This window comes from Dactylosporangium sp. CS-047395 (genome assembly GCF_050942185.1).
Taxonomy (GTDB): Bacteria; Actinomycetota; Actinomycetes; order Mycobacteriales; family Micromonosporaceae; genus Dactylosporangium.
Window position 1 is genome coordinate 847,769 of record NZ_CP192015.1, and the last position, 23,170, is coordinate 870,938.

General features: G+C 72.2%; 16 protein-coding genes. 5 read left to right on the forward strand and 11 right to left on the reverse strand.

Translation table 11 applies throughout. The features are described 5' to 3' along the window. The first annotated feature begins 27 nt into the window (after nt 1–27). On the forward strand, nt 28–597 hold the full coding sequence (locus ACQP00_RS04000; RefSeq protein ID WP_433214463.1) for a hypothetical protein: 570 nt from the start codon (nt 28–30) through the stop codon (nt 595–597). Here ACQP00_RS04000 and ACQP00_RS04005 read toward each other — a convergent pair. The 7 genes from ACQP00_RS04005 to ACQP00_RS04035 all read right to left on the reverse strand — a co-directional run bounded on the left by ACQP00_RS04005 (nt 552) and on the right by ACQP00_RS04035 (nt 10,311). Then, nucleotides 552–974, reverse strand: coding sequence for a hypothetical protein (locus ACQP00_RS04005; RefSeq protein WP_433214466.1), 423 nt, complete (start codon nt 972–974; stop codon nt 552–554). The genes ACQP00_RS04000 and ACQP00_RS04005 overlap by 46 nt on opposite strands. Nucleotides 975–1,059: 85 nt before the next feature. Next, a complete protein-coding gene (locus ACQP00_RS04010) occupies nt 1,060–3,054 on the reverse strand; it encodes a PKD domain-containing protein (RefSeq protein ID WP_433214469.1) in 1,995 nt (664 codons plus the stop codon). Nucleotides 3,055–3,079: 25 nt separating this feature from the next. Then, complete coding sequence (locus ACQP00_RS04015) at nt 3,080–4,819, reverse strand: potassium channel family protein (protein ID WP_433214472.1); 1,740 nt, start codon at nt 4,817–4,819, stop codon at nt 3,080–3,082. Between the two features lie 24 nt (nt 4,820–4,843). Beyond that, complete coding sequence (locus ACQP00_RS04020) at nt 4,844–6,394, reverse strand: hypothetical protein (protein ID WP_433214475.1); 1,551 nt, start codon at nt 6,392–6,394, stop codon at nt 4,844–4,846. A 25-nt stretch (nt 6,395–6,419) separates the two neighbouring features. Further along, nucleotides 6,420–7,259 carry a hypothetical protein gene (locus tag ACQP00_RS04025; RefSeq protein ID WP_433214478.1) on the reverse strand — a complete coding sequence of 280 codons (840 nt, stop codon included), beginning with the start codon at nt 7,257–7,259 and terminating at the stop codon, nt 6,420–6,422. After that, nucleotides 7,256–7,735, reverse strand: a complete 480-nt coding sequence (locus ACQP00_RS04030) for a hypothetical protein (protein WP_433214481.1) — start codon at nt 7,733–7,735, stop codon at nt 7,256–7,258. Before ACQP00_RS04030 ends, ACQP00_RS04025 begins: the two co-directional genes overlap by 4 nt. A gap of 29 nt (nt 7,736–7,764) precedes the next feature. Continuing rightward, nucleotides 7,765–10,311: a LuxR C-terminal-related transcriptional regulator gene (locus ACQP00_RS04035; RefSeq protein WP_433214484.1), complete on the reverse strand. Its 2,547-nt coding sequence runs from the start codon at nt 10,309–10,311 to the stop codon at nt 7,765–7,767. Nucleotides 10,312–10,689: 378 nt separating this feature from the next. Here ACQP00_RS04035 and ACQP00_RS04040 point away from each other — a divergent pair, with 378 nt between their 5' ends. Both ACQP00_RS04040 and ACQP00_RS04045 read left to right on the forward strand, forming a co-directional pair. Next, nucleotides 10,690–11,331 (forward strand): hypothetical protein, encoded by a 642-nt coding sequence (locus ACQP00_RS04040; protein ID WP_433214487.1) that lies wholly within the window; start codon nt 10,690–10,692, stop codon nt 11,329–11,331. Nucleotides 11,332–11,780: 449 nt separating this feature from the next. After that, nucleotides 11,781–12,758, forward strand: coding sequence for a cation diffusion facilitator family transporter (locus ACQP00_RS04045; RefSeq protein ID WP_433214490.1), 978 nt, complete (start codon nt 11,781–11,783; stop codon nt 12,756–12,758). Nucleotides 12,759–12,813: 55 nt separating this feature from the next. Here ACQP00_RS04045 and ACQP00_RS04050 read toward each other — a convergent pair whose 3' ends face one another. After that, nucleotides 12,814–13,392: a DUF7144 family membrane protein gene (locus tag ACQP00_RS04050; RefSeq protein WP_433214493.1), complete on the reverse strand. Its 579-nt coding sequence runs from the start codon at nt 13,390–13,392 to the stop codon at nt 12,814–12,816. A 292-nt stretch (nt 13,393–13,684) separates the two neighbouring features. On the opposite strand from ACQP00_RS04050, the gene ACQP00_RS04055 reads away from it, so the two are divergent. After that, nucleotides 13,685–14,536: a formylglycine-generating enzyme family protein gene (locus tag ACQP00_RS04055; protein WP_433223676.1), complete on the forward strand. Its 852-nt coding sequence runs from the start codon at nt 13,685–13,687 to the stop codon at nt 14,534–14,536. A 260-nt stretch (nt 14,537–14,796) separates the two neighbouring features. Continuing rightward, nucleotides 14,797–17,295: a LuxR C-terminal-related transcriptional regulator gene (locus ACQP00_RS04060; protein ID WP_433214496.1), complete on the forward strand. Its 2,499-nt coding sequence runs from the start codon at nt 14,797–14,799 to the stop codon at nt 17,293–17,295. A 316-nt stretch (nt 17,296–17,611) separates the two neighbouring features. Here ACQP00_RS04060 and ACQP00_RS04065 read toward each other — a convergent pair whose 3' ends face one another. From ACQP00_RS04065 to ACQP00_RS04075, 3 genes are all read right to left on the reverse strand, one after another. After that, the gene (locus ACQP00_RS04065; protein ID WP_433214499.1) at nt 17,612–18,505 is read right to left on the reverse strand and encodes a DUF7144 family membrane protein; all 894 of its coding nucleotides are present in this window, start codon (nt 18,503–18,505) and stop codon (nt 17,612–17,614) included. Between the two features lie 459 nt (nt 18,506–18,964). After that, nucleotides 18,965–19,636 carry a PP2C family protein-serine/threonine phosphatase gene (locus ACQP00_RS04070; protein ID WP_433214502.1) on the reverse strand — a complete coding sequence of 224 codons (672 nt, stop codon included), beginning with the start codon at nt 19,634–19,636 and terminating at the stop codon, nt 18,965–18,967. A gap of 57 nt (nt 19,637–19,693) precedes the next feature. Next, nucleotides 19,694–22,339: a LuxR C-terminal-related transcriptional regulator gene (locus tag ACQP00_RS04075; protein WP_433214505.1), complete on the reverse strand. Its 2,646-nt coding sequence runs from the start codon at nt 22,337–22,339 to the stop codon at nt 19,694–19,696. Nucleotides 22,340–23,170: the final 831 nt, after the last annotated feature.

Here is a 23,170-nt window from a genome sequence, read left to right on the forward strand (position 1 = left end):
CGCTCGAAGATCGCCTCCACCCGCTCGATGAGCACCCGCCACTCCCGCTCCAGGAAGCCGCCCAGCTGCTGCTCGAGCCGCTGCCGGGCGGACCTGCTCGCCCTTGACGTCGTCGCCGTCCTCGGCGCTGTCGACACGCTGACCCGTCTCGTCCTTGACCGCGAGTGCCTCGTCCGGACGGGCCAGCACGAGCAGGCCGACGGTGGTGTCGATCTGCGTGTTGTGGATGTCCCGCGCGCGGCGCAGCAGATGCTGGATCGCCTGCGACGGCGCGTCATTGAACCCGGAACACAGCACCGAAACCGTGTGCGGGTCCTCGAGCAGCGCCTCGAGGTCGGCGCGCGCGGACGGCTGGTCGATGCCCCGGGTGTCGATGATGCCGATGTCGAGGTCGTCGATCTCGAGCAGCCGCGGCACCACGATGTCGATCCGGCTCGGAAGCGAGAACTCCTGGAGCAACTGGTCAGCGATTTGTCTCCGCCGGCCCTGAACGCGGAAACGGCCGGCCGCCCCAGAAACTGGGACGGCCGGCCGTTTCACCGCAAATACCGTCAGTTCGCCGCGACCCCGAACTGCCCCTCACCCGCGTGGAACTGAGTCCCCTCCGCGAACGCCCCATCGAACCGCTGCGACAACGCGTCCAGCTCCGAGAACTCCGCCCCATGCGACGACTCGCTACCCTCGGCCGCGAACACGTGGTCATCCTCCGACGCGTCATGGCTGTAGTTCGTGAAATCCGTCGACTCGTAATGCACCGCACCCGGCGCGTCGTACTCCACGTGCTGACCCGTCGAAAAATCCGTCGACTCCGCCGCGTGGTGGTCGTTCTCGAACACCCCGAACTGCGACTGCGCGTCATACTCCGAACCACTCGCCTGATGCAGCTGGTCCAGCCCCTCATGCTCCTGACCCGCCGAGAAGTGGCCGTAGTCGACGTCACTGCCGCCGTCGTAACCCGCGTCGAAGTCGCTCATTGTATGAAGCCCCCTGGAGTTGTTGTCCCTGTTGACGACCACGTTAGGGAAGCGGCGGATCAAAGAAATCCCGGAAACGTGCCACTCACTGGGCGTTGTAGAAGGTCTCCCAGCTGCCGACGGTGGTGCGGTTGGCGATGAGGGGTGCGTTGCCGCCGTTGTCGGCCGTTACGTAGTTGCCGTTGGCCAGGGCGCGGAACGTCACGCCGCCGGTTGGGTTGGCGGTCATGGTGAACTTCTCCCAGGGGCCGATGTCGGTGCGGTTGGCGATCAGCGGGGAGTTGCCGCCGTTGTCGGCCGTGACGAAGCGGTGGTTGGCGTGGGAGTAGAGGGCCACGTACCCGTCGCCGGCGTCGACGATGTCGAAGCGTTCCCAGGCGCCGAGCTGGGTGCGGTTGGCGATGAGCGGGGAGTTGCCGCCGTTGTCGGCCGTCACGTAGCGGTTGTTCGCGTTGGCGCGCAGGGAGTTGCCGGCGTTGAACCACTCCACGCGGTGGAACTTCTCCCACGGGCCGATCGTGGTGCGGTCGGCGCTGAGCGGGCGGCCGCCGAAGTTGCTCGACACGTACTTGCCGGTCGCCAGCGAGGTGAGGCTGAACGAGCCGTCGGCGTTGGCGGTCTGGCGGAAGTAGGAGGACGGGGTCAGCTGGGTCACGTTCGCGAGCAGCGTGCCGTCGGCGAGCACGGTGACGTAGAAGCTGCCGGACCGCAGGGCGATGGTGGTGGCGTCGATCTCGAGCACGTCGAACGCCGGGCCGCCGTCGGTGCCGGTGCCCTGCACGTTCAGGGCGTCGACCACGACGTACTTGTTGTTGCCCCCGGTCATGAGCATCTCGCGGGCCAGCAGCCGGTGGACGGAGGCCGTCCTGGTCGTCGTCGCGCTCTGCCCGAACTTGTCGGTGACGGTCAGCGTGACGGTGTAGTTCCCGGTGCGGGCGTAGGTGTGCTGCACGGTCCCGACGGTGTCGGTCACCGGGGCGGTGCCGTCGCCGAAGTCGAAGACGAACGTCAGCGGCGACTCCCAGCCCGGTCGCGAGGTGTACCCGGCGGCCGTGATGGCCAGATCCTGGTAGGTGACGCCGGTGACGTTCAGGGAGGCCGTCGGCGCGGGCGGGACCGCCGCGGCGTAGGCCAGGCTCGTCACCGGGTAGGCCATCCCGTAGGTGCTGACCGCGCCGGTCGCCGTGTCGACGACGTCGAGCCGCTCCAGGTCCGAGGTGATCTGGGCCAGCTTGCCGTCCGGCGTGATCGAGACCCCGGACGGGGCGTCGCCGACGGTGATGAAGCGGCGGAGGGCGGCGGTCGCGGTGTCGATGAGCGCGACCGACTTGGAGCCGTTGTTGGCGACGTAGACGGTACGGCCGTCCGGCGTGACCGCCGCGCCCGCCGGATGGGTGCCGACCGGCACCGTCGCGGTGACCGTGTTCGTCGCGGTGTCGACGACCGAGACGGTGTTGCCGGCCCGGTTGGGCACGTAGGCGCGGCGGCCGTCGGGGGCCACCGCGACCGCGGACGGTTCGTCGCCGACCGTGACGAGGGCGGTCTGGGTCAGGGCGGCCGCGTCGACCACCGCCAGCTGGTCGGTGTCGGTGAGCGGCGCGTAGATCCGGGTGCCGTCCGGGCTGACGGCCAGCGCGCGGGCCTTGGCGGGCAGCGTGAGCCGGGCGGTGACCTGGCGGGTGGCGGTGTCCACGGCGGCCAGGACGGTGTCGCCGTCGTCGGCCACGAACACCTTCCGGCCGTCCGGGGCGACGGCGAGCGCGTACGGCTTGTTCAGCCCGCTCACGGTGCCGGTCAGGCCGCCCCCGGCGTCGAGCACGGTGACCGTCGTGCCGCCGTGGTTGGCGACGTAGACGGCGCCGTTCGGGGCGGCCGTGACCGCGCGCGGGTGGTTCAGGCCGTCGATCTCGGTCAGGTAGTTGCCGGTGTCGCGCTCGCCGATGAGCAGGCCCTCGTAGAGGTCGTTGCCCAGGAAGACGATCGGGTGCGGGGTGGTGGGAGCGGCGGATGCGGCGTGGGCCGGGAGCGCGACGAGCGCGGTCCCGGCCGTCACGGCGGCCAGCAGGCCTCTGAGGTACATGGTTCCCCCGTGGGAGTGGAAGGGACTAGCGGGGCTGGGGCGTGAGCAGGGGTGGGGCGGACGGTGGGTTGAAGGGCGGCGGGTTCTCGACGCCGGCCGCGCGTTCGAGCAGCGCGACCAGGCCGGCCCGGGTCGCGACGACGACCATCGTGTGGGTGCGGTCCAGGGTGCGCCAGCGGTTTTGCTCCGGGGCCCAGAAGGTCTGCACGCCGACGCCGAGCCCGGCCCGGCCGGTCTGCACGGCGACCAGGCGGAGCAGGCCCGGCTCGCTGAGGCCGCGGAAGTACTGGCCCTCCAGCCGCGAGCCGGCCCCGACCGGGACCTCGGCGACCAGCAGCACCCGGCGGCCGACGGGGATGGTGTCGATCACCTCGCTGCCGACCATGGAGGCGGCGAAGGCGGGCGCGGCGAGGTACGAGACGCTGCGGGAGAGATTGATGTCGAACGCGGTCTTGATGCGCTGGGCGAACTCCTCCTCGAAGAGCCGCAGCACGACCCGCAGCTTGCGGTCGGGGTCGGCCCGGCCGGCCAGGTCCCGGCCGAGCAGGGCGGCCTCGAGGTTGGTGATGTCGGCCGTGGTGACCACGACCAGGCAGCGGGCGGTGGCCACGGACGCGGCGGTGAGCGTGTCCGGGTTGGTGGCGTCGCCGATGATGACCGGCAGCCCGAGGTCGCGCCCGACCTGGACGCCGCGGGCGCGCTCCTCGCGGTCCACGGCGACCACGTCGATGCCGAGGTCGTTGAGCTCGGTCAGCACCCGGGTGCCGATGTTGCCCAGGCCGACCACGATCACGTGGCCGGAGATCGGCTCGGTCAGGCCGCCGGCCGCGATGGCCAGCCGGGCCTTGACCACGATGCCGACGACGGCGGCGGTGATCGCCGGGATGACGGCCACCCCGACGACGACCAGCGCCACGTCGACCACCTGGGACAGGACGGTGGAGTTCTCCTGCGGGTTGGCCCCGCCGAGCGCGGTGAGCACCGCGAGGTACAGCGCCTTCCACACGCCCACGTGCCGCACGGCGGCCACCGCGACGGTACCCAGCGCCAGCACGCCCACGATCGCGACCAGAATCCGCCGCAGGCCGCCGCCGATGAGCAGCCGGGACAGGCGCATCGGGTGGCGACGGCGCCGGTGGCGGGGTTCGACGTCGCGCCGGCCGTAGACACTGGCCAGTACAAAATCCGCGGTTGTATCGTCGGCGGGCAGGCTCTCGCCGCGGGCGGTGTCGGCCAGGCCGCAGCGGATGTCGTTGGGATTGGCCATGCTGCGATCGAGGGCCATCAGTTGCTGGCCGTCGGAGAGCCGGATGGTGGTCGGGTTGCTGTCGCCGAGGGCCGCGGCCACGAAGGCCGGCGCGGCGATCTCCGAGGCCGACAGCACCGCGCAGTTGGAGAGCCGCGCGGAGATGCCGGCCCCGAGGCGGGTGTTGAACATCCGCAGCACGACCCGGACCGTCGGGTCGACCTCGCGGGCGATCAGGGCCGCGTCGACGTTGCCCACGTCGTCGGTGTCGACGAACGCGATCGCGTCGGCGTCGGTCAGGTCGGCCGCCTCGAACACGGCCCGGGTCACCTTCCGCGCCGCGATCATCACCGGCCGGGTCTCCGGGTCGTCGTCCGCGCAGATCTCGGCGATCTCGGGTGCCTGCCCGCCGGCCAGATCGGGCACGATGACCGTCACCTGGGCCGAGTACGTATTGATCAGCTCGCCGACCAACCGGCGCGCGAGCGCGTTGTCACCCCAGACGACGAACTTCCGCACGGCAGCGATCGTATAGGCGCGACGCTAACCGCAGTGGGGCGGAAAACCGTTCAAGAGATTGACGTTGTACAGCAGGATGGCGTACTTCCCGACGTCATGTCGCTCGATCGGGGCGCCCCACATCTTTTCGGCCTGCTCGGGGGTGCCGTAGAACGGGCGGTCCTTCTCGAACACGACGAAGCGGGCGTCGTGCGCGCCGGCGTCGTACATCGAGGTCTTGGACTGCCAGCAGAACGGGATCAGCCGGTCGTCGGCGCCGACCACCGGGGCCACTACGACCTTGTTCTCCGTGGTCACCGTGATGTTGTTCGAGGCCCAGTACGCGCCCAGACCGTAGGTCTGCCCCCGCGCGCGCAGAAAGTCGGCCGCCTCCTGGGCCTCCGACGGCTCGGCCCGCGGCGGGGAGTAGATCACCACGGTGAGCGCGAAGACGGCCAGCACGCCGGCGAGCACGCCGCGACCGATGTCGACCCGGCGCGAGCGCTCCCCGGCAAGCCAGGGTCCGGCGTAGCGGGCGGCGAGCGCGGCCGCCATCGGCAGGACCGGCGCGATCTCGCGGGCGGCCATCAGGTCGACGGAGATGGTGGAGACGATCTCCGCGCCGAGGTTGCACGTGATGGCCGCGATCATCACCGAGTCCACGCGGTTGGCGGTGCCGCGCACCGCCCGTACCAACGTGACGAAGAAGGCGACGAGGGCCACCACGAACCCGATGAGGTGGAGCAGGGAGAGCAGGATCTCGAAGGCCGCTGGATGCCAGCCGGGGCGGTGGGTGCCGAAGATGACCCCGACCATCCGCGCGGTCATCCACGCGCGGTGCGGCCAGTCGGCCAGCGGGGCCAGCTCGATCGGCGGGTGCGGCGACTCGAACGCGCCGAGCGCGGTCAGCAGGTGGCGGAAGCCGCGGGAGATGAGCACCGAGACGACGGCCGCGCCGACCAGGGAAAGCTCGTAGAGACGCTCACCTGAGCCGGAGCGCAGCGCGCGATACGCGCAGACCACCGCCAGCGGCACCGCGGCCACGAACGTGACGAGCGGGTCGCCCATCGCGCCCCAGCCCAGCAGCAGCGCCACCAGCACCGGGGTCCACACGCGGTGCTTGATGCGATCGAGCACGAGCCAGGCCAGCAGCAGCGGTACCGCGGAGCCGGTGTGGTTGGGGGAGGAGAGCAGCGTCTGGTACCCGGTGCCGGGCACGGGCAGCAGCAGGACGGCGACCGCGACGGCGATCCGCAGCCAGGCCTCGCGGCCGGTGGCGCGCCCCTTGGCCAGGGCGGCGGCCAGGAAGACGATCATCGTGTAGGTGATGGCCGCGGTCACGTGCACCTGGTCGGCGGTGACCCCGGTGAACCACTGCACGATGCCGTACTGCACCAGCTCCGTCGGGTAGAACGACACGTCGGAGAGGGCCCAGCCGGTCAGCAGCGGGTTGCCGTGGAACATGTCCCAGGCCTGCAGCGCGTTGCTCGCGCCGTCGCCGTTGATCGGGAACGCCCTGGCCATCCGCAGGTACGCGAAGAAGAGCCCGATGGCCACAACAACGGACCCGGCAGCGATCATCAGCCTTTGGCGCACCCGCGAAGGGTAGCCGAGCACCCGATTACTCGTATTCGTCGGCCAGCTCCCGGTATGCGGCGAGCACCACCTCCGTCCGCTCGACCAGCTCCGGCTCGGGCCGCGTGCGCAGCGAGCCCAGCAGCGCCTCGGCCGCCGTCACCCGGATCCGGGCCCGGCTCTGGGCCGCCCGGTGGTCCAGGAAGTCCTGGCACAGCCCGGCCAGCCGGCGCAGCTGCCCGGCCCGGCGGCGCACCTCGGCGTCGACCGCGACGAGCCGCTGGGCGATCTCGGCCTGCCGGTCGGTGACCGCGCTGAACAGGCTGCCCGCGCCGATCGGGTCGCCGACCGAGGCGCGCAGGTCGCGGTCGGCCGCGCGCAGCTCGCCGCGCTCGGCCAGGGCCTGGGCCAGGTCCCACAGGGCGCGTTCCAGGGTCCGCGTCGGGTCGGCCGGCGACGCCAGCCGCTCCAGTGCGGGCCAGGTCAGCCGGATGCGGTCGGCGTTGGCCGCGGCCGCCTCGAACTCGGTGCGGTCGCGCGGGTCGGTCAGGTACTGCCGCATCGCCCGCCCCCGCAGCGTCGGCGCGCGCACCGCGGTGTAGCCGGCCAGCAGGAACACCGTGCCCGCGACGAGCGCGAAGGCCCCGCGCAGCGCCGCCGGCGGGTTCAGCCAGTGAATGGCGAGCGCCACCGCGGCGGCCGCGGTGAGGGCGAGCGCATAAAGCGCGTGGATCCACTTGTCGACAGGCCAAAAAGGGCCCGCGGTTGTACCGCCTGTGCTCCGACGAGACCCCGCCTCGTCCCCGATCGCGGCGAGGCTGCGCTCGACCGCGTTCCCGCCCCGCCGCAGCACCCCGACGCGGAACCCGCGCAGGTAGTCGATCACCGCGCGGCCCGCCGGCGCCGGGTCTGGCGCACCCGCGCCGCGATGCTCGCCACCACGAGCGCGGCCAGGGCGCCGAGCACGCCCTGGGCGATGCCGCCGAACACCGCCGCGGCCGAGGCGGCCGGGATCGACAGCGGGCCGAGCCACCCGGGCAGGTGCTGCGCGGGCGCGGCGGCCAGCGTGACGAGGGCGGCGGCGGCCAGGCCGAGCAGCGGGGCGTACGGCTGCGGCACCAGCGCGGCCAGCACCGCCGTCAGCAGCACGCCCAGCACCGGCCCGAGCCACGGCAGGACGGTCAGCAGGCCGACCGCGACCGCCGCGGCCTGCGCGTGGCCGACCCCGCAGGCAGACAGGACCGGCCAGGCGACCGCCGCCGCCAACGCGCCCCACAAGCAGCGATGGGTGGCGGCGGTCGCAGTCCCGGCGACCCGGGCCGGCCGCGAGCCCGAGCGCAGGATCAGCACCGGCTCCGGCATCGGCTCGACGACCCGGACCGGACCACCTCTCACAAGAGCCGGAGTTCCCGCGCGCGCTCGACGGCCTCGCGCCGGCGGCCGGCGTGCAGCTTGCGGTAGATGTTCTTGACGTGCGTCTTCACGGTGTTGACCGAGACGTACAGGGTGGAGGCGATCTCCAGGTTCGACATGGTGCCCTGCAGGTAGCGCAGCACCGTGAGCTCCCGCTCGGTCAGCGGCTCGACCAGGTTGGCGTCGCCGCCCCCGCGCGATCCTCCGGCCAGCGGCGAGGAGCCGGCGGCGAGTTCGGCGGCGAGCGGGTGGTACACCGGCAGCAGCGGCGCGAAGTTGGCCAGCAGGTCGCGCACCGGGTGCCCGCCCACCAGGAACGGCCGCCGGAAGCTCTCCTCCTCGGCGATGTCCAGCGCCACTTCCAGCCCGCGCAGCACGCGGTTGCGGTCGCCGAGCGTGCGCCCGGCCAGGCTGGTGAGGATGGCCGCCTGCACGGTCCAGGTCAGCGCGGTGTCGACGGACGGGGTGGCGTACTGCGCCGCGGTCGTCGCCGCGGCCGCCGCCTTGCCCTCGATCAGCGCCGCCGACGCGTCCACGCACGCCGCCCAGCCCTGGAACACGTCCGGGTCGCCGCCGGTGGCCACGAGCCGCCGGGCCGCGCCGAGGTCGCCGCCGCCGATGCGCAGCTCGGCCTCGGTCAGGGCCAGGGCCCGCTCGACCGCCGGGGCCAGCGCCGCCCCGCCCAGCTCACGGCGGGCGGTGTGCAGCACTTCGAGGGCCGGGGCGAGCCGGCCGGAGCCGTGCCGCAGCTTCGCGCGCACCGTCGCGATCGAGACCAGCAGGTCCGGGTCGCCGGCGGCCAGGTCGAGGGCCTCGTCCAGCAGGCGGTCGGCCTCCGCGATGCGGTCCCACTCGCCGTAGACGCCGGCCAGGGCCATTCGCACCCAGCCCAGGTCGGTGGCGTCGGTGATGCCGAAGCGGTCGGCGGTGACCAGCGCCTGGCGGCCGAGCCGGGCGCTCGCCCGCAGCCGGCCGCGCATCGACTCGAGCACCGCGAGCTGCGCGGCCGCGCACACCTGGGCCTGGGCCAGGCCCGAGCGCTGGGCCAGCACCAGGGCGCCGTGCAGCGGAGCACCGGCCGCGCCCAGCTCGCCGAGGCGCAGCCGGGCCTCGCCCTCATCGAGGAGTGTCAAAGCGCGAGTTTCATCGTTATTTGCCGATATTTCGGACACCTCGGCGAGCATCCGGCGCGGGTCGCCGCCCAGCCACGCCTCGGCCGCGGCGAACGCGCGGAACATCGGCGTGGTGCGGTCCTCGCCGGAGCGGCGCAGGAAGTCCCGGGTGCCCTCCAGGTCGCCCACGCGCAGCCGCTCGGCCGCGAACGCCAGCGGCAGCTTGGGGTCCATCGACTCCTCGGCCGCCGGGGCGTGCGGGGCGGCCTCGTGCGGGCGGTCGTACCGCACCCCGCCCACGATGTCCGGCCAGGACCGTTCGAGCGTCTCGACGGCGCCGGTCCAGTCCTCGGCCAGCAGCGCGTGGCGCAGCGCCTCGGCCGGGATGCCGTAGGTGCCGTGCCAGGCGGCCGCCCGCCGGTGCAGGTCCGCGACCCGCTCCGGGCTGCGGCGCAGCAGTTCGGCGTGCAGCGTGCGGGCGAAGAGCGGGTGGAAGCGGTACCAGCCGCCGGGTCCCGCGTTTCGAGTCAGGAAGGCGTTGGAGCCCTTGAGCTCGGCGAGCATGCGGGCGCCGTCGTCGCGGCCGGTGATCGCCTCGACCAGCCCGGCGTTGAGCCGCGGGGCGATCGCCGTCTCCAGCAGCAGGCGCCGGGTCTCGGCCGGCAGCGGGTCGATCACCTCGCCGGCCAGGAAGTCGCCGACCGCGCTGCTGAACGCGCCGCCGTCGTCGAGGACGCGCTCCGGCTCCGGGTGCCCGCGCATCGCCATCGCGGCGAGGCGCACACCGGCCGGCCAGCCCTCGGTGATCGAGTGCAGCGAGTACAGCGTCGCGCTCGGCAGCACCACGTCGTGGGCCGCGAGCAGCTCGGCCGTCTCGGCGATGGTGAGCGAGAGGTCGCTCGTGCGCATCTCGGTGAGTGAGCCGTCGACGCGCCAGCGGTACAGCGGCAGCGACGGGTCGCGGCGGCAGGACAGCACCAGCCGCAGCCGGCCCATCCCGTGCCGGACCAGCGCCTCCAGCTCGGCCAGCGCGTCCGGGTCGCTGATCTCACGCACGTCGTCGACCACCACCACGTGCGGCCGCTGCAGCGCGTCCACCACGCGCAGCAGGTCGCCGTCGGCCTTGCCGCCGTGCGCGTCCGGGTGCTCCGACAGCGCGCCGAGCAGCTGCCCGGGCACGTCCGCGCCCCGCTCGGCGTGCGAGGTGACCCAGCGCACCACCGGCAGTTCGCCACCCTCGCCGATGCGCACCGTGCGCGCCCACGCGACCAGCGCCGCCGTCTTGCCCCAGCCGGCCGGCGCCGTCACCAGCGTCAGCGGCGCGCGCACCGCCGCGTCCAGTTGCGCGACGACCCGCTCCCGCAGCACGTACCCCGGCGGTAGGTCCGGCACCGCCGCCGACGGTGCCGCCATGCGGCGTTCCTGCTGTACCAACGCTTGTGACACCCGTGCCCCCCGAAATCGCTTTCCCGGCCCTGATTCGACGCGGATGGCTCGCGGTTTTTCCACTCGTCTTTCATCCGGGCCAATCGTGACGAGCAAACCATCGCCGCACGCTGCGGCGCCTCACCCGGCTCGGGTGGTCCACCCGTCTCCGGGCAAGCGATTTCCCTTACGTGCCAACGGTTCCATCGACACCATTGCACCGCCGCGCGGGCCGCCGAAGGCTCACCCGAAAAGGATGACGCGCGCTCACCACGGTGCTGGAGAGCGTTGAGCGCTGCCGCCCGTGCTCTCGGTGCCGGCACTGAAGACCTGACCGGGCACACACCAGGGGGAGGACGAGCGAGCATGAGCGCGGTTGTGGGCGAGATCGAGCTGAGCCCCGCGAATGGCTTCGAGCTGAGTCTGCGGGGCTATCACCGCGCTCAGGTCGACCGGTACATCGCCACCTTGCAGATGCGGCTGACCACCGCCGAGACCGAGCTGGCCGCCGCACGGTACCGCGAGCAGCAGCTCGGCGGCCGGGTGGAGCGGCTCGGGGCGGAGCTCGAGCAGTGCCGCTGCGCCGACGAGTCGTCGAAGATGGTCGGCAGCCGGATCCAGCGGATCATCGAGCTGGCCGAGGAGGAGGCCGGCGCCCTGCGCGCCCAGGCCCAGCAGGATCTCGACACGGCCCGGGCGGCCGGCGAGGCGATGATCGCCGACGCCCGCCAGCACACCGAGGACGTCATGCGCGACTTCCAGACGGCGCTGAGCGAGCGGCGGGCCGAGGAGGCCCGAGTGGAGGCCAACCGGCGGGCCCAGTGGGACGCCCGCCGTCAGCGCCAGCGCGAGGCGGCCGAGAACCTCCTGGCCACCACGCGCTCGGTCGGCACCGACACGGTCGAGGTGACCAGGCGGCTGCTCGACTCGCTCATCGCCGAGCACAACAAGCTCCTGGCCGACGTGGAGACGGCCGAGAAGGAGATGGCCAACCTCTCGTCGGCGTGATGGCCGTCGGGCAGGTGGATCACCCAGCCCGGGTGAAGACGGATCATCCGGCGGAAAGCCAGGATTCGTTACGTGACAAGGCAAACGACGGATGGCCCAGGAACGGTGACTGCTGCACCGTCCACTGTGGTCCGTCCGGTCCCGCCAGCCGCGGGCGTCACGCCGTCGGTGGTCCCCGGCGTGACGGACCCAGCTGGGCCGGGCGGTGAAAACCATTGAGCAGGGGGTACTCAATGGTCCAGGAGTCAGCGGTGAACACGGCCCGCGTCCTGAGCACCGGCCGGCCTTCAGCGAGGGCGGCGGGAGCCGATGGGTGGGCGGCTGATCCGGAGGAGGCCGCCCACCCATCGCAAGTCTGTTGCGGCTGAGTCACCCAGGAACCAAGGACGGCGCGCTCCCAGGCCCGCGCCGTCCTTTTTTCTGTCCGCTTTTCTGCCAAGGTGAGAGGCATGTCGTCCTCGCTGGCGCATCGCCTCCGGCACCTGCTCACGCCGCACTCGCACGACGCCGCCCACAAGGTCGACCCGGCCCTGGCGGGCTCCGCGGCCGGCCTGCGGGCCCTGTGGTTCTCGCTGCTCGGCCTGGGGGTCACCGCCGCGCTGCAGGCGGTCGTGGCGGTCTGGTCCGGCTCCGTCGCCCTGCTCGGCGACACCCTGCACAACGTGGCCGACGCGCTGACGGCGGTACCGCTCGGCATCGCCTTCCTGGCCGGCCGGCGACCCGCGAACCGGCGGTACACCTACGGCTACGGCCGCGCCGAGGACCTCGCCGGCATCGCCATCGTGCTGACCATCGCCGCGTCGGCCGCCCTGGCCGCGTGGGCCGCGGTCGACCGGCTGCTGCACCCGCAGGACGTGTCGCGGCTGGCGTTCGTGGCCGCCGCGGGCCTGATCGGCTTCGCGGGGAACGAGCTCGTCGCGCGGTACCGGATCCGCGTCGGCCGCCGCATCGGCTCGGCCGCCCTCGTCGCCGACGGCCTGCACGCCCGCACCGACGGCTTCACCTCGCTGGCGGTGCTGGTCGGGGCGGGCGGCGTGGCGATCGGCTGGCGGTGGGCCGACCCGGCCGTCGGGCTGCTCATCACGCTGGCGATCCTCTTCGTGCTGCGGGACGCCGCCCGGGAGGTGTACCGCCGGCTGATGGACGCGGTCGACCCGCACCTGATGGACCACGCGGAGGAGGCGCTGGCCGGCACGCCGGGCGTCATCCGGGTCGCGGCGCTGCGGATGCGCTGGATCGGCCACCGCCTGCACGCCGAAACCGACCTGGTCGTCGCGGGGGACCTGTCGCTGGCGCGGGCCCACCAGATCGCGGTCGAGGCTGAGCACCGGCTGCTGCATGCGGTGCCCAAATTGGCCGCGGCGACGGTACACCCGGATCCTGAACTGCCGCACGCGCACGACCGTCTCGATCACCACCACCACTGAATGCGGAAGGGCCCGGCGACGTCGTTGTCGCCGGGCCCTGCCGTTTCTCGGGGTGTTACGGGCGGGGACTGGGGCCGGGGCCGGAGGTGGGGGCCGTGTGCGGCGTCTCGGTGCGCGCCTGCTGCTCGTCCGTCAGATGGGCCGGTGTCGGGCGCGGTTGGTTCATCGGGAAGGCGGGGTCGCGCTGCTGCTGGTGGTCGGCGCGGTGGGCGCCGCCGACCGGTGGGGACGGCTCGAGCTCGCGGGGCGCCCAGTGGACCGTCAGCGCGAACAGCACGATCACGTCCAGGGTGATCATGAGCAGCGACCAGACCGGGTACGCGCCCAGCCAGCCGATCTGGGTCAGCGCGTGCAGCGCGACGATGATGATCGCCGTGACCCGGGCGACGCGGTTGCGCGTGAACAGCCCGATGCCGCACAGCAGGAGCAGCGCGCCGAAGACGATCATCACCACGCCCAGGCCGGTCAGGTCCACGACGACCAGACTGTCGCCGTCGATGAAGGTGACCTGGTCCTGCAGCAGGGCGACGAGCCCTTCCAGGATGTTCAGCGCGCCGAGCACGGTGAGCAGTACGGCGGCGAACGTGATCCAGCCGGACCAGGCACTGCTCCGGCGGATACCGGTATCAGCCATGACCTCTGTCTTCCTCCCGAGAGGGAAGTGGGAGGCGCGGCGGCTTCGCGGGATGGGCCGCGGCGGACAAGAGAGGAGGCGCCGCGGCCGGATCCGGCGAAACTCGTGTGGCGACCTCCCTCCCTCGCACATGCGGTGAACGGTGCTTTTGGCCTGATCGTTCGGCCCCGACGGGGGAGGGGGCATCACCCCCCGCGTGTGAACCCGTCAGCGGGTATGGCCTCCGCCGGGCCTCACCCGGGGTGGGTGAGGACCAGTCACCCGTGGCCGTTCGCACAATGCGCTCGTGGAGATGGCCTGGATCCCCGGTGGCACCTTCGCCATGGGTGCCGAGGGCTTTTATCCGGAAGAGGCGCCCGTGCGCAAGGTCACGGTCGATGGCTTCTGGATCGACTCGCACCCGGTGACCAACGCGGAATACGCCCTGTTCGTGCAGGAGACCGGCTACGAGACGCTCGCCGAGCGGGACGGCGAGCAGGGTCCGCCCGGCTCGATGGTGTTCGTGCAGCCGCCGGGCCCGGTGCCGCTGCGCGACTGGCGGGTCTGGTGGGAGCTGCGGCCGGGCGCGTCCTGGCGGCACCCCTTCGGCCCGGAGTCGGACATTCGCAAGCGCTCGGCTCACCCGGTGGTGCACATCGCCTACGAGGATGCCGCCGCGTACGCGCACTGGGCCGGCAAGGACCTGCCCACCGAGGCCGAGTGGGAGTTCGCCGCGCGCGGCGGGCTGGACGGGTCGCCGTACCCCTGGGGTGACGAGCCCGAGCTCGGCCGGGCCAACATCTGGCAGGGTATTTTCCCGTGGCTCGACCGCAGCGACGACGGCCACGGCACCAGCCCGGTCGGCGCGTTCGCGGCCAACGCCTACGGCCTGTTCGACGTGGTCGGCAACGTGTGGGAGTGGACCTCGGACTACTACCGCTCGGGCAACGCGCGCTTCGGCGAGGTCGAGGGTGAGATCACCCAGAACCCGCGCGTGGACTCGCCGCCCGGCGCTACTGTCTTCTCCAGCCGGGTGGTGAAAGGCGGCTCCTACCTCTGCTCAACGGGGTACGACCACCGCTTCCGACCGGCCGCCCGCCAGCCCGAACCGATCGACAACGGTAGCTGTCACGTCGGCTTCAGGTGCGTTCGCCGGCAGGCGTAAAAGGCCAGGGTGATCACGGATCGTATTTTGTTCACCCCCTACGGGTGAGGCGACATCACCTTTTGTCGCCTCACAATCCCGTGGTCATCCGCCGTGCTGCGGTGGGTGGGAGGGGGCGAAATACGTTGGGGCAGAAAACGCTCGTAGACACCATCACCCGTCCCGCACTGCACTTCGCAGTGCCCGAGCCGCCCCGCTATCACGTGCCGCGACCGCGTCTGCTCGACGCACTGGATCGCGCCGTGGCGGGGCCTTTGACATTGATCTCAGCACCGGCGGGGTGGGGCAAGACCACCCTGCTGGCCGAGTGGGTGGCGGCCGGGCGAGCACCCTGGCCGCTGGCGTGGTTGACCGTCGAGGCCCACCACGGCCCACGCTTTTGGGAGCACGTCCTCGACGCGGTCACCCAGGCGACCGGTGAGGAGCCGTCCGGCGAGAACGCCGCGGACGGCCGGGGTGAGGCCCTGGAGGCCCTCATCACCCTGCTGCGGCGGGCCGGACCACCCGTGGTGCTGGTCCTGGACGACCTGCAGGAGCTGTCGGTGCCCCGCGTGTGGGGTGAGCTGGAGACGCTGCTTTCCCAGGCGGGTGACCGCCTGCGTCTCGTGATCGCGTGCCGGACCGATCCGGCGCTCACGCTGTACCGATTCCGAATCCGCGGTGCGTTGAGCGAACTGCGCACCGGACCGCTCGGCTTCACCCTCGACGAGACCGCGCAGATGCTGGCCGCGCACGGCGTGCGGCTGGCCGAGTCGGCCCTCGTCGAGCTGCACGCGGTGATGAAGGGGTGGGCGGCCGGACTGCGACTGGCCGCGCTCGCCGTGCAGGGGCATCCGGAGCCGGACAGTCTGGTACCGCGGTTCGCGCTGCAGGATCGGGCGCTGGGGGAGTACCTCGTGGGCGAGGTCTTCGACACGCTGCCGGAGGACGTCCGCGAGGTCGTGCTGTGCACGTCGGTGCTCGACCAGGTCAGCGCCGAGCTCGTGGAGGCGCTCACCGGCCGGGTGGACGGCGCGCGCATCCTGGCCCAGCTGGAGCACTCGAACCTGTTCGTGGTGCAGGGCAGCGGCAACGCCGGCATGTACCGCTGTCACCCGCTGTTCGGGCTGATGCTGTACGACGAGCTGCGCCACCGCCGGCCCGAGCAGGTGCGCCAGCTGCACCGCCGCGCGGCCGACTGGTTCGCCGCGCACGACCAGCCGGCCGACGCCCTGCGCCACGCCCTGGCCGCGCGCAACTGGAGCCAGGCCTCGGACCTGCTCGCCGCGAGCTGGCAGGAGCTGGTGCCGGGGGCCCGGATGCGCACGATCAAGGAGCTGGTGCCGCCGCCGCCGCAGGAGATCCGCAACGATCCGAAGCTGGCCCTGGCCTTCGCGGCCGAGCGGCTGGACGCGAGCGACCCGCAGGGCACGGAGACGTTCCTGCACCTGGTCGACCGCAGCCAGCACACGCTCATGGATTCGGCCCGCGCCGAGCTGCGCCCGATCGTGGACAGCTTTCGGATGGCCGAGGCTCATCAGAGCCAGAAGCCTGATCTGGTACTGGCGACAGCGCCGCTCCTCCTCCGCGAGGACACCGGCCTCGACGACCAGGACGCCGCCCGGATGCGAGCGCTGGCCCTGGTGGCGGTCGGGGGTGCGCGGCTCATTCAGGGCGACCTGAACGCCGCGGAGCTCGCGCTGCAGGAGTCGCTGAACCTGGCCCGCCGGTGCGGAGGCGTGCAGTCCCAGCTCGCCGCCCTGCGCCAGCTCGCGCAGCTCAACGCGGCCCGGGGGCGGCTCACCGCGGCGATGCGCTACGGCAAGGAGACGCTGGCCCTGGCCGACCGCGAGGGCCAGACCCAGGGCAGCGACGTGGTGTGGGCCCAGCTCACCGTGGCCGAGGTCTGCTACCTGCAGGCCCGCGTCCCGGCGGCCGAGCACTACCTGGACCGCGCGCTCGACGGCGGCGGCCTGGCCGACCCGGCCCTGGTGGCCACGGCGACCATGACCCGGGCCCACATCCGGGCCGCGGCGGGCGACGCGCGCGCCGCGTGCACGGAGCTGGCCGCGATCCGCCGGCAGCTGGCCGACTGGCGGTACACGCCGCGCATGCAGCACTGCGTGACCCTCGCCGAGGCCGAGCTGCGCCTCGCCGCGGGCGACACCGAGGCGGCCAAGCGGCTGCTGACCCTGGAGCCGGTCGAGATGCTCGCGCCCTGGTTGGGTGTGGTGCGCGCCAAGGCCCACCTGGCCGAGCGCAGACCGGCGGCGGCGCTGGGTGCGGTGCAGCCGTACCTGGAGGCCACCACCGGCTCCCTGGTGTGGACGGTCGACGCGAACCTCACCAGCGCCCGCGCCCTGCGCGCGCTGGGGGACCGCTCAAAGGCCGGACGGGCCCTGGAGCAGGCCCTGCGCCACGCCGACGACGAGTCGATCCGCTGGCCCTTCGTGGCGGGTGGCCAGCCGGTGCGCGAGTTGCTGGTGACGTACCTGCCGGCCGGAAGCGGCTATCGCGGCCTGGCCGAGGACATCGCCCAGGAGCTCAACGCCTTCGGCCGCGCGCCGGCGGCGGCGGGGGAGCTGGCCGAGCCGCTGACCGAGCGGGAGCTGGCGGTGCTGCGGTACCTGCAGGGGACGCTGTCGGCGGGGGAGATCGCGTCGATGCTGTACGTCTCGGTCAACACGGTGAAGACGCACATGAAGAACATCTACCGCAAGCTCGGCGTGGGGCGGCGGCGGGAGGTGATCGAGCGCGCACGTGAACTCAACCTGCTGTAAAGCCCGCCTGGCTCGGAGGAGCGCGGCCCCTGATTTGGGGGCCGCGCTCTTTGGTTCTCAGGGTTCGCCGGTTGATGGCCTTTGTCCTTTGGGTCTTGTTCTTTGGGTCTTGTCCTTCTGGTCTTTGCGGTCTGGGGCGGATGGACCGATTGGCAGCGGGGTTTACCGTTGGATGTCCTGAAAAGCGGTGGGGGAGCTTCGCTCCACCCACACCCCCTCAAGACCGCAGCGGCTCTTAGCTGGGGGCCCAAAAGTGAAGCGGCGGCGGTCTCCCCGGTTTGGGGGGGACCGCCGCCGCTTCTGGCGGGGTGACGGGTCAGCGGTTGACGTAGGGCCTTGCGCCGATGGCGGCCAGCTCTGGCATGGGCTCGCCGTGGTCCTCGGTGCGGTCGTCGACGGACTCGGCGGCGATGGCGGCCTCGCCGGCGAGGACTACCGGGAGGGGGTCGATCAGCGGGTCGAACGACTCCAGTGAGGCGCGCTGGACGGGGACGGTCTGGCCGTCGACGGGGACGGCGGCCTGGCCCACGGCGCGCACCCAGACCTGCGTCGGGGTGTCGCCCACGAGCTCGGCCTCGATGGTCTCCTCGACGACGGACGAGATCACCGGCTTGCCGACGGAGGCGGTGACGATGACCGTGTCCTCCTGGTGGGCCTCGACGATCTCCGGCGGCAGCAGGTCGATGGTGATGATGTCGTCGCGGGAGACGCTGTGCCGCACGGGCGGGCGGCCGGCCTTGTGGCGTCCGTGGTACGCGTTCGAGCGGCTGTTGCGCCGCAGGATCAGCTTGGCCACGGGGGCCGGGCGCGCGGGTTTGGCGGGCGCCGCGGGTTCCTCGGCGACGACGCTGCCGCGCGGCACCGTCATGATGAAGAGCATGATCACGTCGAGCGTGACCATCAGCAGCGACCACGCCGGGTAGGCGCGCAGCATCGCCAGCTGTGAGATCGCGTGCAGCGCCACGACGCTCGCGGCCACCGCCTTCGCGCTGGGGCGACGGGCGCGCAGCGCGAAGCCGGCCGCGACGAGCGCCAGGCCGAGCGTCACCGTGGCCGCGGCCCAGGTGCCGGCGCTGGTGAACGCCACATCGTTGCGGTCGAAGCCGACCTTGTCGCCGGCGAAAGCCACCAGCAGTCCCTGCGCGACGTTCAGCGCGCCCACCAACGTGAGCATGCTCGTGCCGAACGCCCGAAATTCCTTGACCCGCATCCGCCCGTCTTCTCCCTGTTGTTTGCTAATGACGGCGTACAAAAAATCGAAGGCCGCGCCGGTGCCCGGTCAGAAACCGGGACCGGCGCGGCCATATATCCCCCGTTACGGTCCCCAGCCCGGCTCGGAAGCCGACCCGGGCTGGGACCCGTGTTTGTTCCCCCCGGAACAGGCCCGACCCGTGGAGTCCGGTTCCGCCGCCCGCGGTTCCGGACTCCGGCGCAGACCCCTCCATGCCGGAACCGGGCGCCGGTCGGCCCCTCCCGCGGACATGGGTGGGTCTCCCGGCCTCCCGCTTCCGACCTCGGCGCCTGCCGCAGATCGGCAACGTGTCGTGCCTGCAGACATGATTCGATCGAGGGGGGTGAACGGGGATCACCCTCGATGGGTGAACGGCCGGGTGGCCGTTGGCCAGGCATCCGGGGGAGCCCGCGGGCGCGGGCCTCACCTGCGTCGCGCTCAGACGGGCTCAGCAGCCAGAAGGCAGGCGTCGTCGTCGGGGTTGTTGCGGTGCGCGCAGTCCAGCGCGGTACGCAGCCGCTCACCCGGGGCGGAGGCGCGCATCGCCACCCCCACGTCCTCGGCCAGCCCGGCCACACCCTGGTCGATCGCGCGGTCGCGGCGCTCGACCACGCCGTCGGTGTACATCAGCAGCAGATCACCCGGATCTACCACGATGGAGGCGGTGGCATAGTGGGCCGCCGGGTCGACGCCCAGCGCCATGCCCGACGGCTGGGCCAGTTGGCTCACCCCGTCGGCGGTGGCGCGCAGGATCGGCAGGTGACCGGCGCGGGCCCAGGTGAAGGAGTGGTCGGCCGGGTGAAAGCGCCCGCACACGGCGGTGGCGAGGATGGTCGACGGGCGGCGGCAGAGCATCCGGTTCAGCGCGGCCAGGATCGCCCCCGGCTCGTCGCCGGCCAGGGCCAGCCGGGTCATCGCGGCCCGCAGGCGCATCATGGTCGCGGCGGCGGGACGGCCGTGGCCCATCACGTCCCCGACGGCGAGCATCACGTCCCCGCCGGGCAGGGGCGTGCTGAGGTACCAGTCGCCGCCGACCGGCCCGGCGTGCCTCGCGACGGCGTACCGCACGCCCACTCGCACGCCGTTGACCTGCTCCCGTAAACCCGTCATGCCGCATATCGTGGCCCCGGCCGGGCTTGCCGCGACTCGCCTCGGGAGGGTGAGGACCTAGATGAGGCTCAGCTCCCGGCCACGTCGCACGGCGTCACGGCGCCGGCTGACGCCCAGCTTGCGGTACACGTGGCGGACGTGGGTCTTGACGGTGTTGGAGGAGACCGACAGCACCGAGGCGATCTCGGCGATCGACAGCATGCTGCGCAGGTACTGCAGTACCAGAGTCTCCCGCTCGGTCAGCGGCTCGGTGATGTGCTCGGCCGCGACGTCGAAGAGATCGGTGGCCGACTCCTCCTCCTCTCCCTCCTCGGCCGGGGCGGGCCCCTCGAGCAGCTCGGCCACCCAGGCACCGTGGCCCAGGAAGGGCGCCCGGATGCCCTCGGGCGCGGCCAGCCGCAGCGCGGTCTCGACCCGCTCGGCCGCCCCGGCGACGTCGCCCAGGCGGTGCAGGGCCTGTGCGAGCAGTACACCCGCCATCACCGTGACCACGAGGGACGGTGACGGCTCGTCCAGCAGGCGTTCGAGCTGGTGCGCGGCCACCTCGGGGCGGTCCTGCACGAGCGCGATCCGCGCCCGCGCGAGCACCACGGGCGGCGAGTCGCGCCGGTGCCGGTCGAGCTCGTCGAGGACCGCCAGGGCCTTGTCCGTCTGCCCCTCGGCCAGGCACAGGTCCGCGTGCAGGACCCGGGCGATGATCTCGGCCGTCATGGGCATGGTGCCTATTCGGTTGCTCAGCAGCGGCTCCAGGGCCTCGGCCGCGCCGGCCAGGTCGCCGGAGTCGAACTGCAGCAGGCCGAGGCTGAGCACGCCGCTGAGCCAGCCGTGCGGGTCGGGCGGGACCTCCGCGGTGATGCTCTCGTCGAGGTGGTACCGCGCCTCGTCGAGCTGCCCCCGCACCCGGCACACGGCGGTGAGCACCAGCCGGGCGTAGCTGATGTTGCGCGACTCGGCGATGCCCGCGTCGCGGCTGCCGTCGAGCACCCGGCGTGCGCACGCGGCGGCCGCGGACAGCCGCCCCTGGTGCAGGTGGGTGAGCGCCTGCTGCCGGTTGGCCTGGATGATGAGCTGGTTGAAGCCGGACTTGCGGGCCAGCACGGCCCCGCGGGCCAGCGCGGCGTCGGCCTCCTCGAGCGCGTCCCGGGCCAGGTCGGCCCCGGCCAGCGTGAGGTGCGCGGCCGCGCGGGCCCCGTCGGCGGCGTCGGCGTAGAGGTGCTCGTCGGCCGCCTCGTCGGTACATCGCAGCAGCCGGACGGCGGCGTCGGCGGAGCGGTCCGGGTCCTCGGCCGCGTTCGCCTCGGCCAGGCGCATGGCGGCCAGGATCTCGGCGTCCAGCGGCGTCGGGGCCTCGCCCAGGGCGCGCTCGCCGAGGCGCAGGAAGGCCGACATGCCCGCCGCGTCGCCCGTGTCACGGCAGCAGATGGCGAGCGCGAAGGCGAGCATCGGCCGCTCGGCGATGTCCTGGGGTGGGCGCGGGCCGGTCCGCGACGCCATCGCGCGCGATCCCGACCCGCACAGCTCAGGCCAGTACTGGAGGAATAATCGCTCGGCGACGACCCAGTCGGCCCCGAGGACGGCGTGCACGACCGCGTCGCCGGGAAGACCGTTGGCGGCGTACCAGCCGGCCGCGGCCCGGTGCAGCCCGCCCTCCTCCGCGGCGAGCGTGGTGCGCACCTCGGCGCGCAGGACCGAGCGGAGCAGGCGGCGGTAGCGGTACCAGGAGTGGGAGCCGCCGTAGAAGGTGGCCAGGGCGTTGGCCCGGCTGGCCTGGGCCAGCTGGCGGGCCCCGTTGCGGCTGCCGGCGAGCGCCTCGACCAGGCCCGGGCAGACCGTCTCCACGATCGAGGTGCGCAGCATGACGTCGTACACGTCGGGGTCGAGGTTGGCCAGGATCTCCCGCTGCACGTACTCGGTCAGCCCGACCTGCTCGTTCAGCCCGGCCTCGCCCGCGACCAGGTCGGTCACCACCCGCTCGGGCTCGTGCCGGCCGATCATCGCCGAGAGCGCCACCGCGACGGCGGCGGGCCAGCCCTCGGTCACGTGCCACAGGGCGTGCCGGAAGTGCTGGGCCAGCCGCACGTCGAGCCGCTCGGCCAGGCCAGCCACCTCGGCCTGGGAGAAGGCGAGGTGATCGGCGCGCAGCTCGGTGAGCTGGCCGCGGACCCGCCAGCGGTACAGCGACAGCGGCGGCTCGTTCCGCGCCAGCAGCAGGAACCCGATCCGGTCGCCGAGGCGGGTCATGAGCCGCTCGATCCGGCGCAGCACGGTGCGGTTGGTGACGTTGTGCAGGTCGTCGAGGACCACCACGGCGCGCTCGGGCAGCCGGCCGTTGTTCCACGCGTACGTGGCCGGGTCCAGCGCGATGCCCGCGACGTTCAGCGCCGAGGTGAGCTGGCGCCAGGCGGCGGCGCCGCAGTTGGGCTCGAACCGCACGTACGCGGTGCGCCCCGGCGGCCGTCCGGCCCGGATCCACGACGCCGCGAGCACGGTCTTGCCCCAGCCGGTCGGTGCGCAGACCAGGGTCACGGGCTGCTCCACCGCCGCATCCAGGTGCTCGAGCAGCCGTCGACGCTCCAGGTGTACCGCGGGCAGGCCGGGCACTTCCCGACTGGTCACGATCTCGGCCGGCACGGGCCCCAGCAACTCGAGGGGCCGTGCGACCGGCGAGCCCCGGAACCGCTCGGCGGCGTCGTTGTGCGCCAATCTGTCAAGCGTGGTTTCGCCGTGGTGGCTGCTATGCACCGTCACTCCCGAAGCCGCGGGTCTACGACGTGCCCGGACTGGCACCTTTCCCTTGCGTGATTGGCCGTGCGCGACGTCGAACACCATAGAACTCCGAGCCGGATTCGTGGAGTGTCTCATTCAAACTCTTCGATGCGTGCAGGCGTGGAGATGCCCCCGCTTTCGTAATTCGAGCGCTGTTCTAATAGACGCATGCCGATCTATTGCACGTGTGCAGCGAACGCCGAGTACAGAACCGCCGGGGCAATGGGTGGTATTTGCCCGGTTTTGCTGTCCGCGTGACTTGTCACCTGGGGTGCTCGGCTACTGTGCGTGACGTCTGGTGGATTACGCTTCGGTAGCGTCCGGCTGGCCATGGGCGGGGCCGCGGATGAACGGGCCCATGGCATACCCCGAACGGGGCATCTTGCGGATGGCTACGGCGTGTCGTGGCTGCTTTCACCGACATGTGTCGTGACTGATACTTACTTCTCGCCGAGATCGGCGTTGATCTTACTTATAATTACAAGGTTGTCATCAGTGAAACTCCTCTGAGATGAAGATCCTCCTACTCAATCGAGTGCCAATCTGCAATTTGCACTCGTGAAGAACCACCATACCCGGGCAAAACGCCCACACGGGCCGTGTCGTGACGAACACCGATATGGCCCCGCGACCGGTTGAACGCTCAAGCGAAGTCGGGCGTCCGATGTGGCGGTACATGCGACGACCCGCCGCCCGTCAGGGTATAAATCCGAAATGTCCGATCACGAAGTGTCGGACATTTCGCGACCAGCAGCGGAGCCGGCGGCA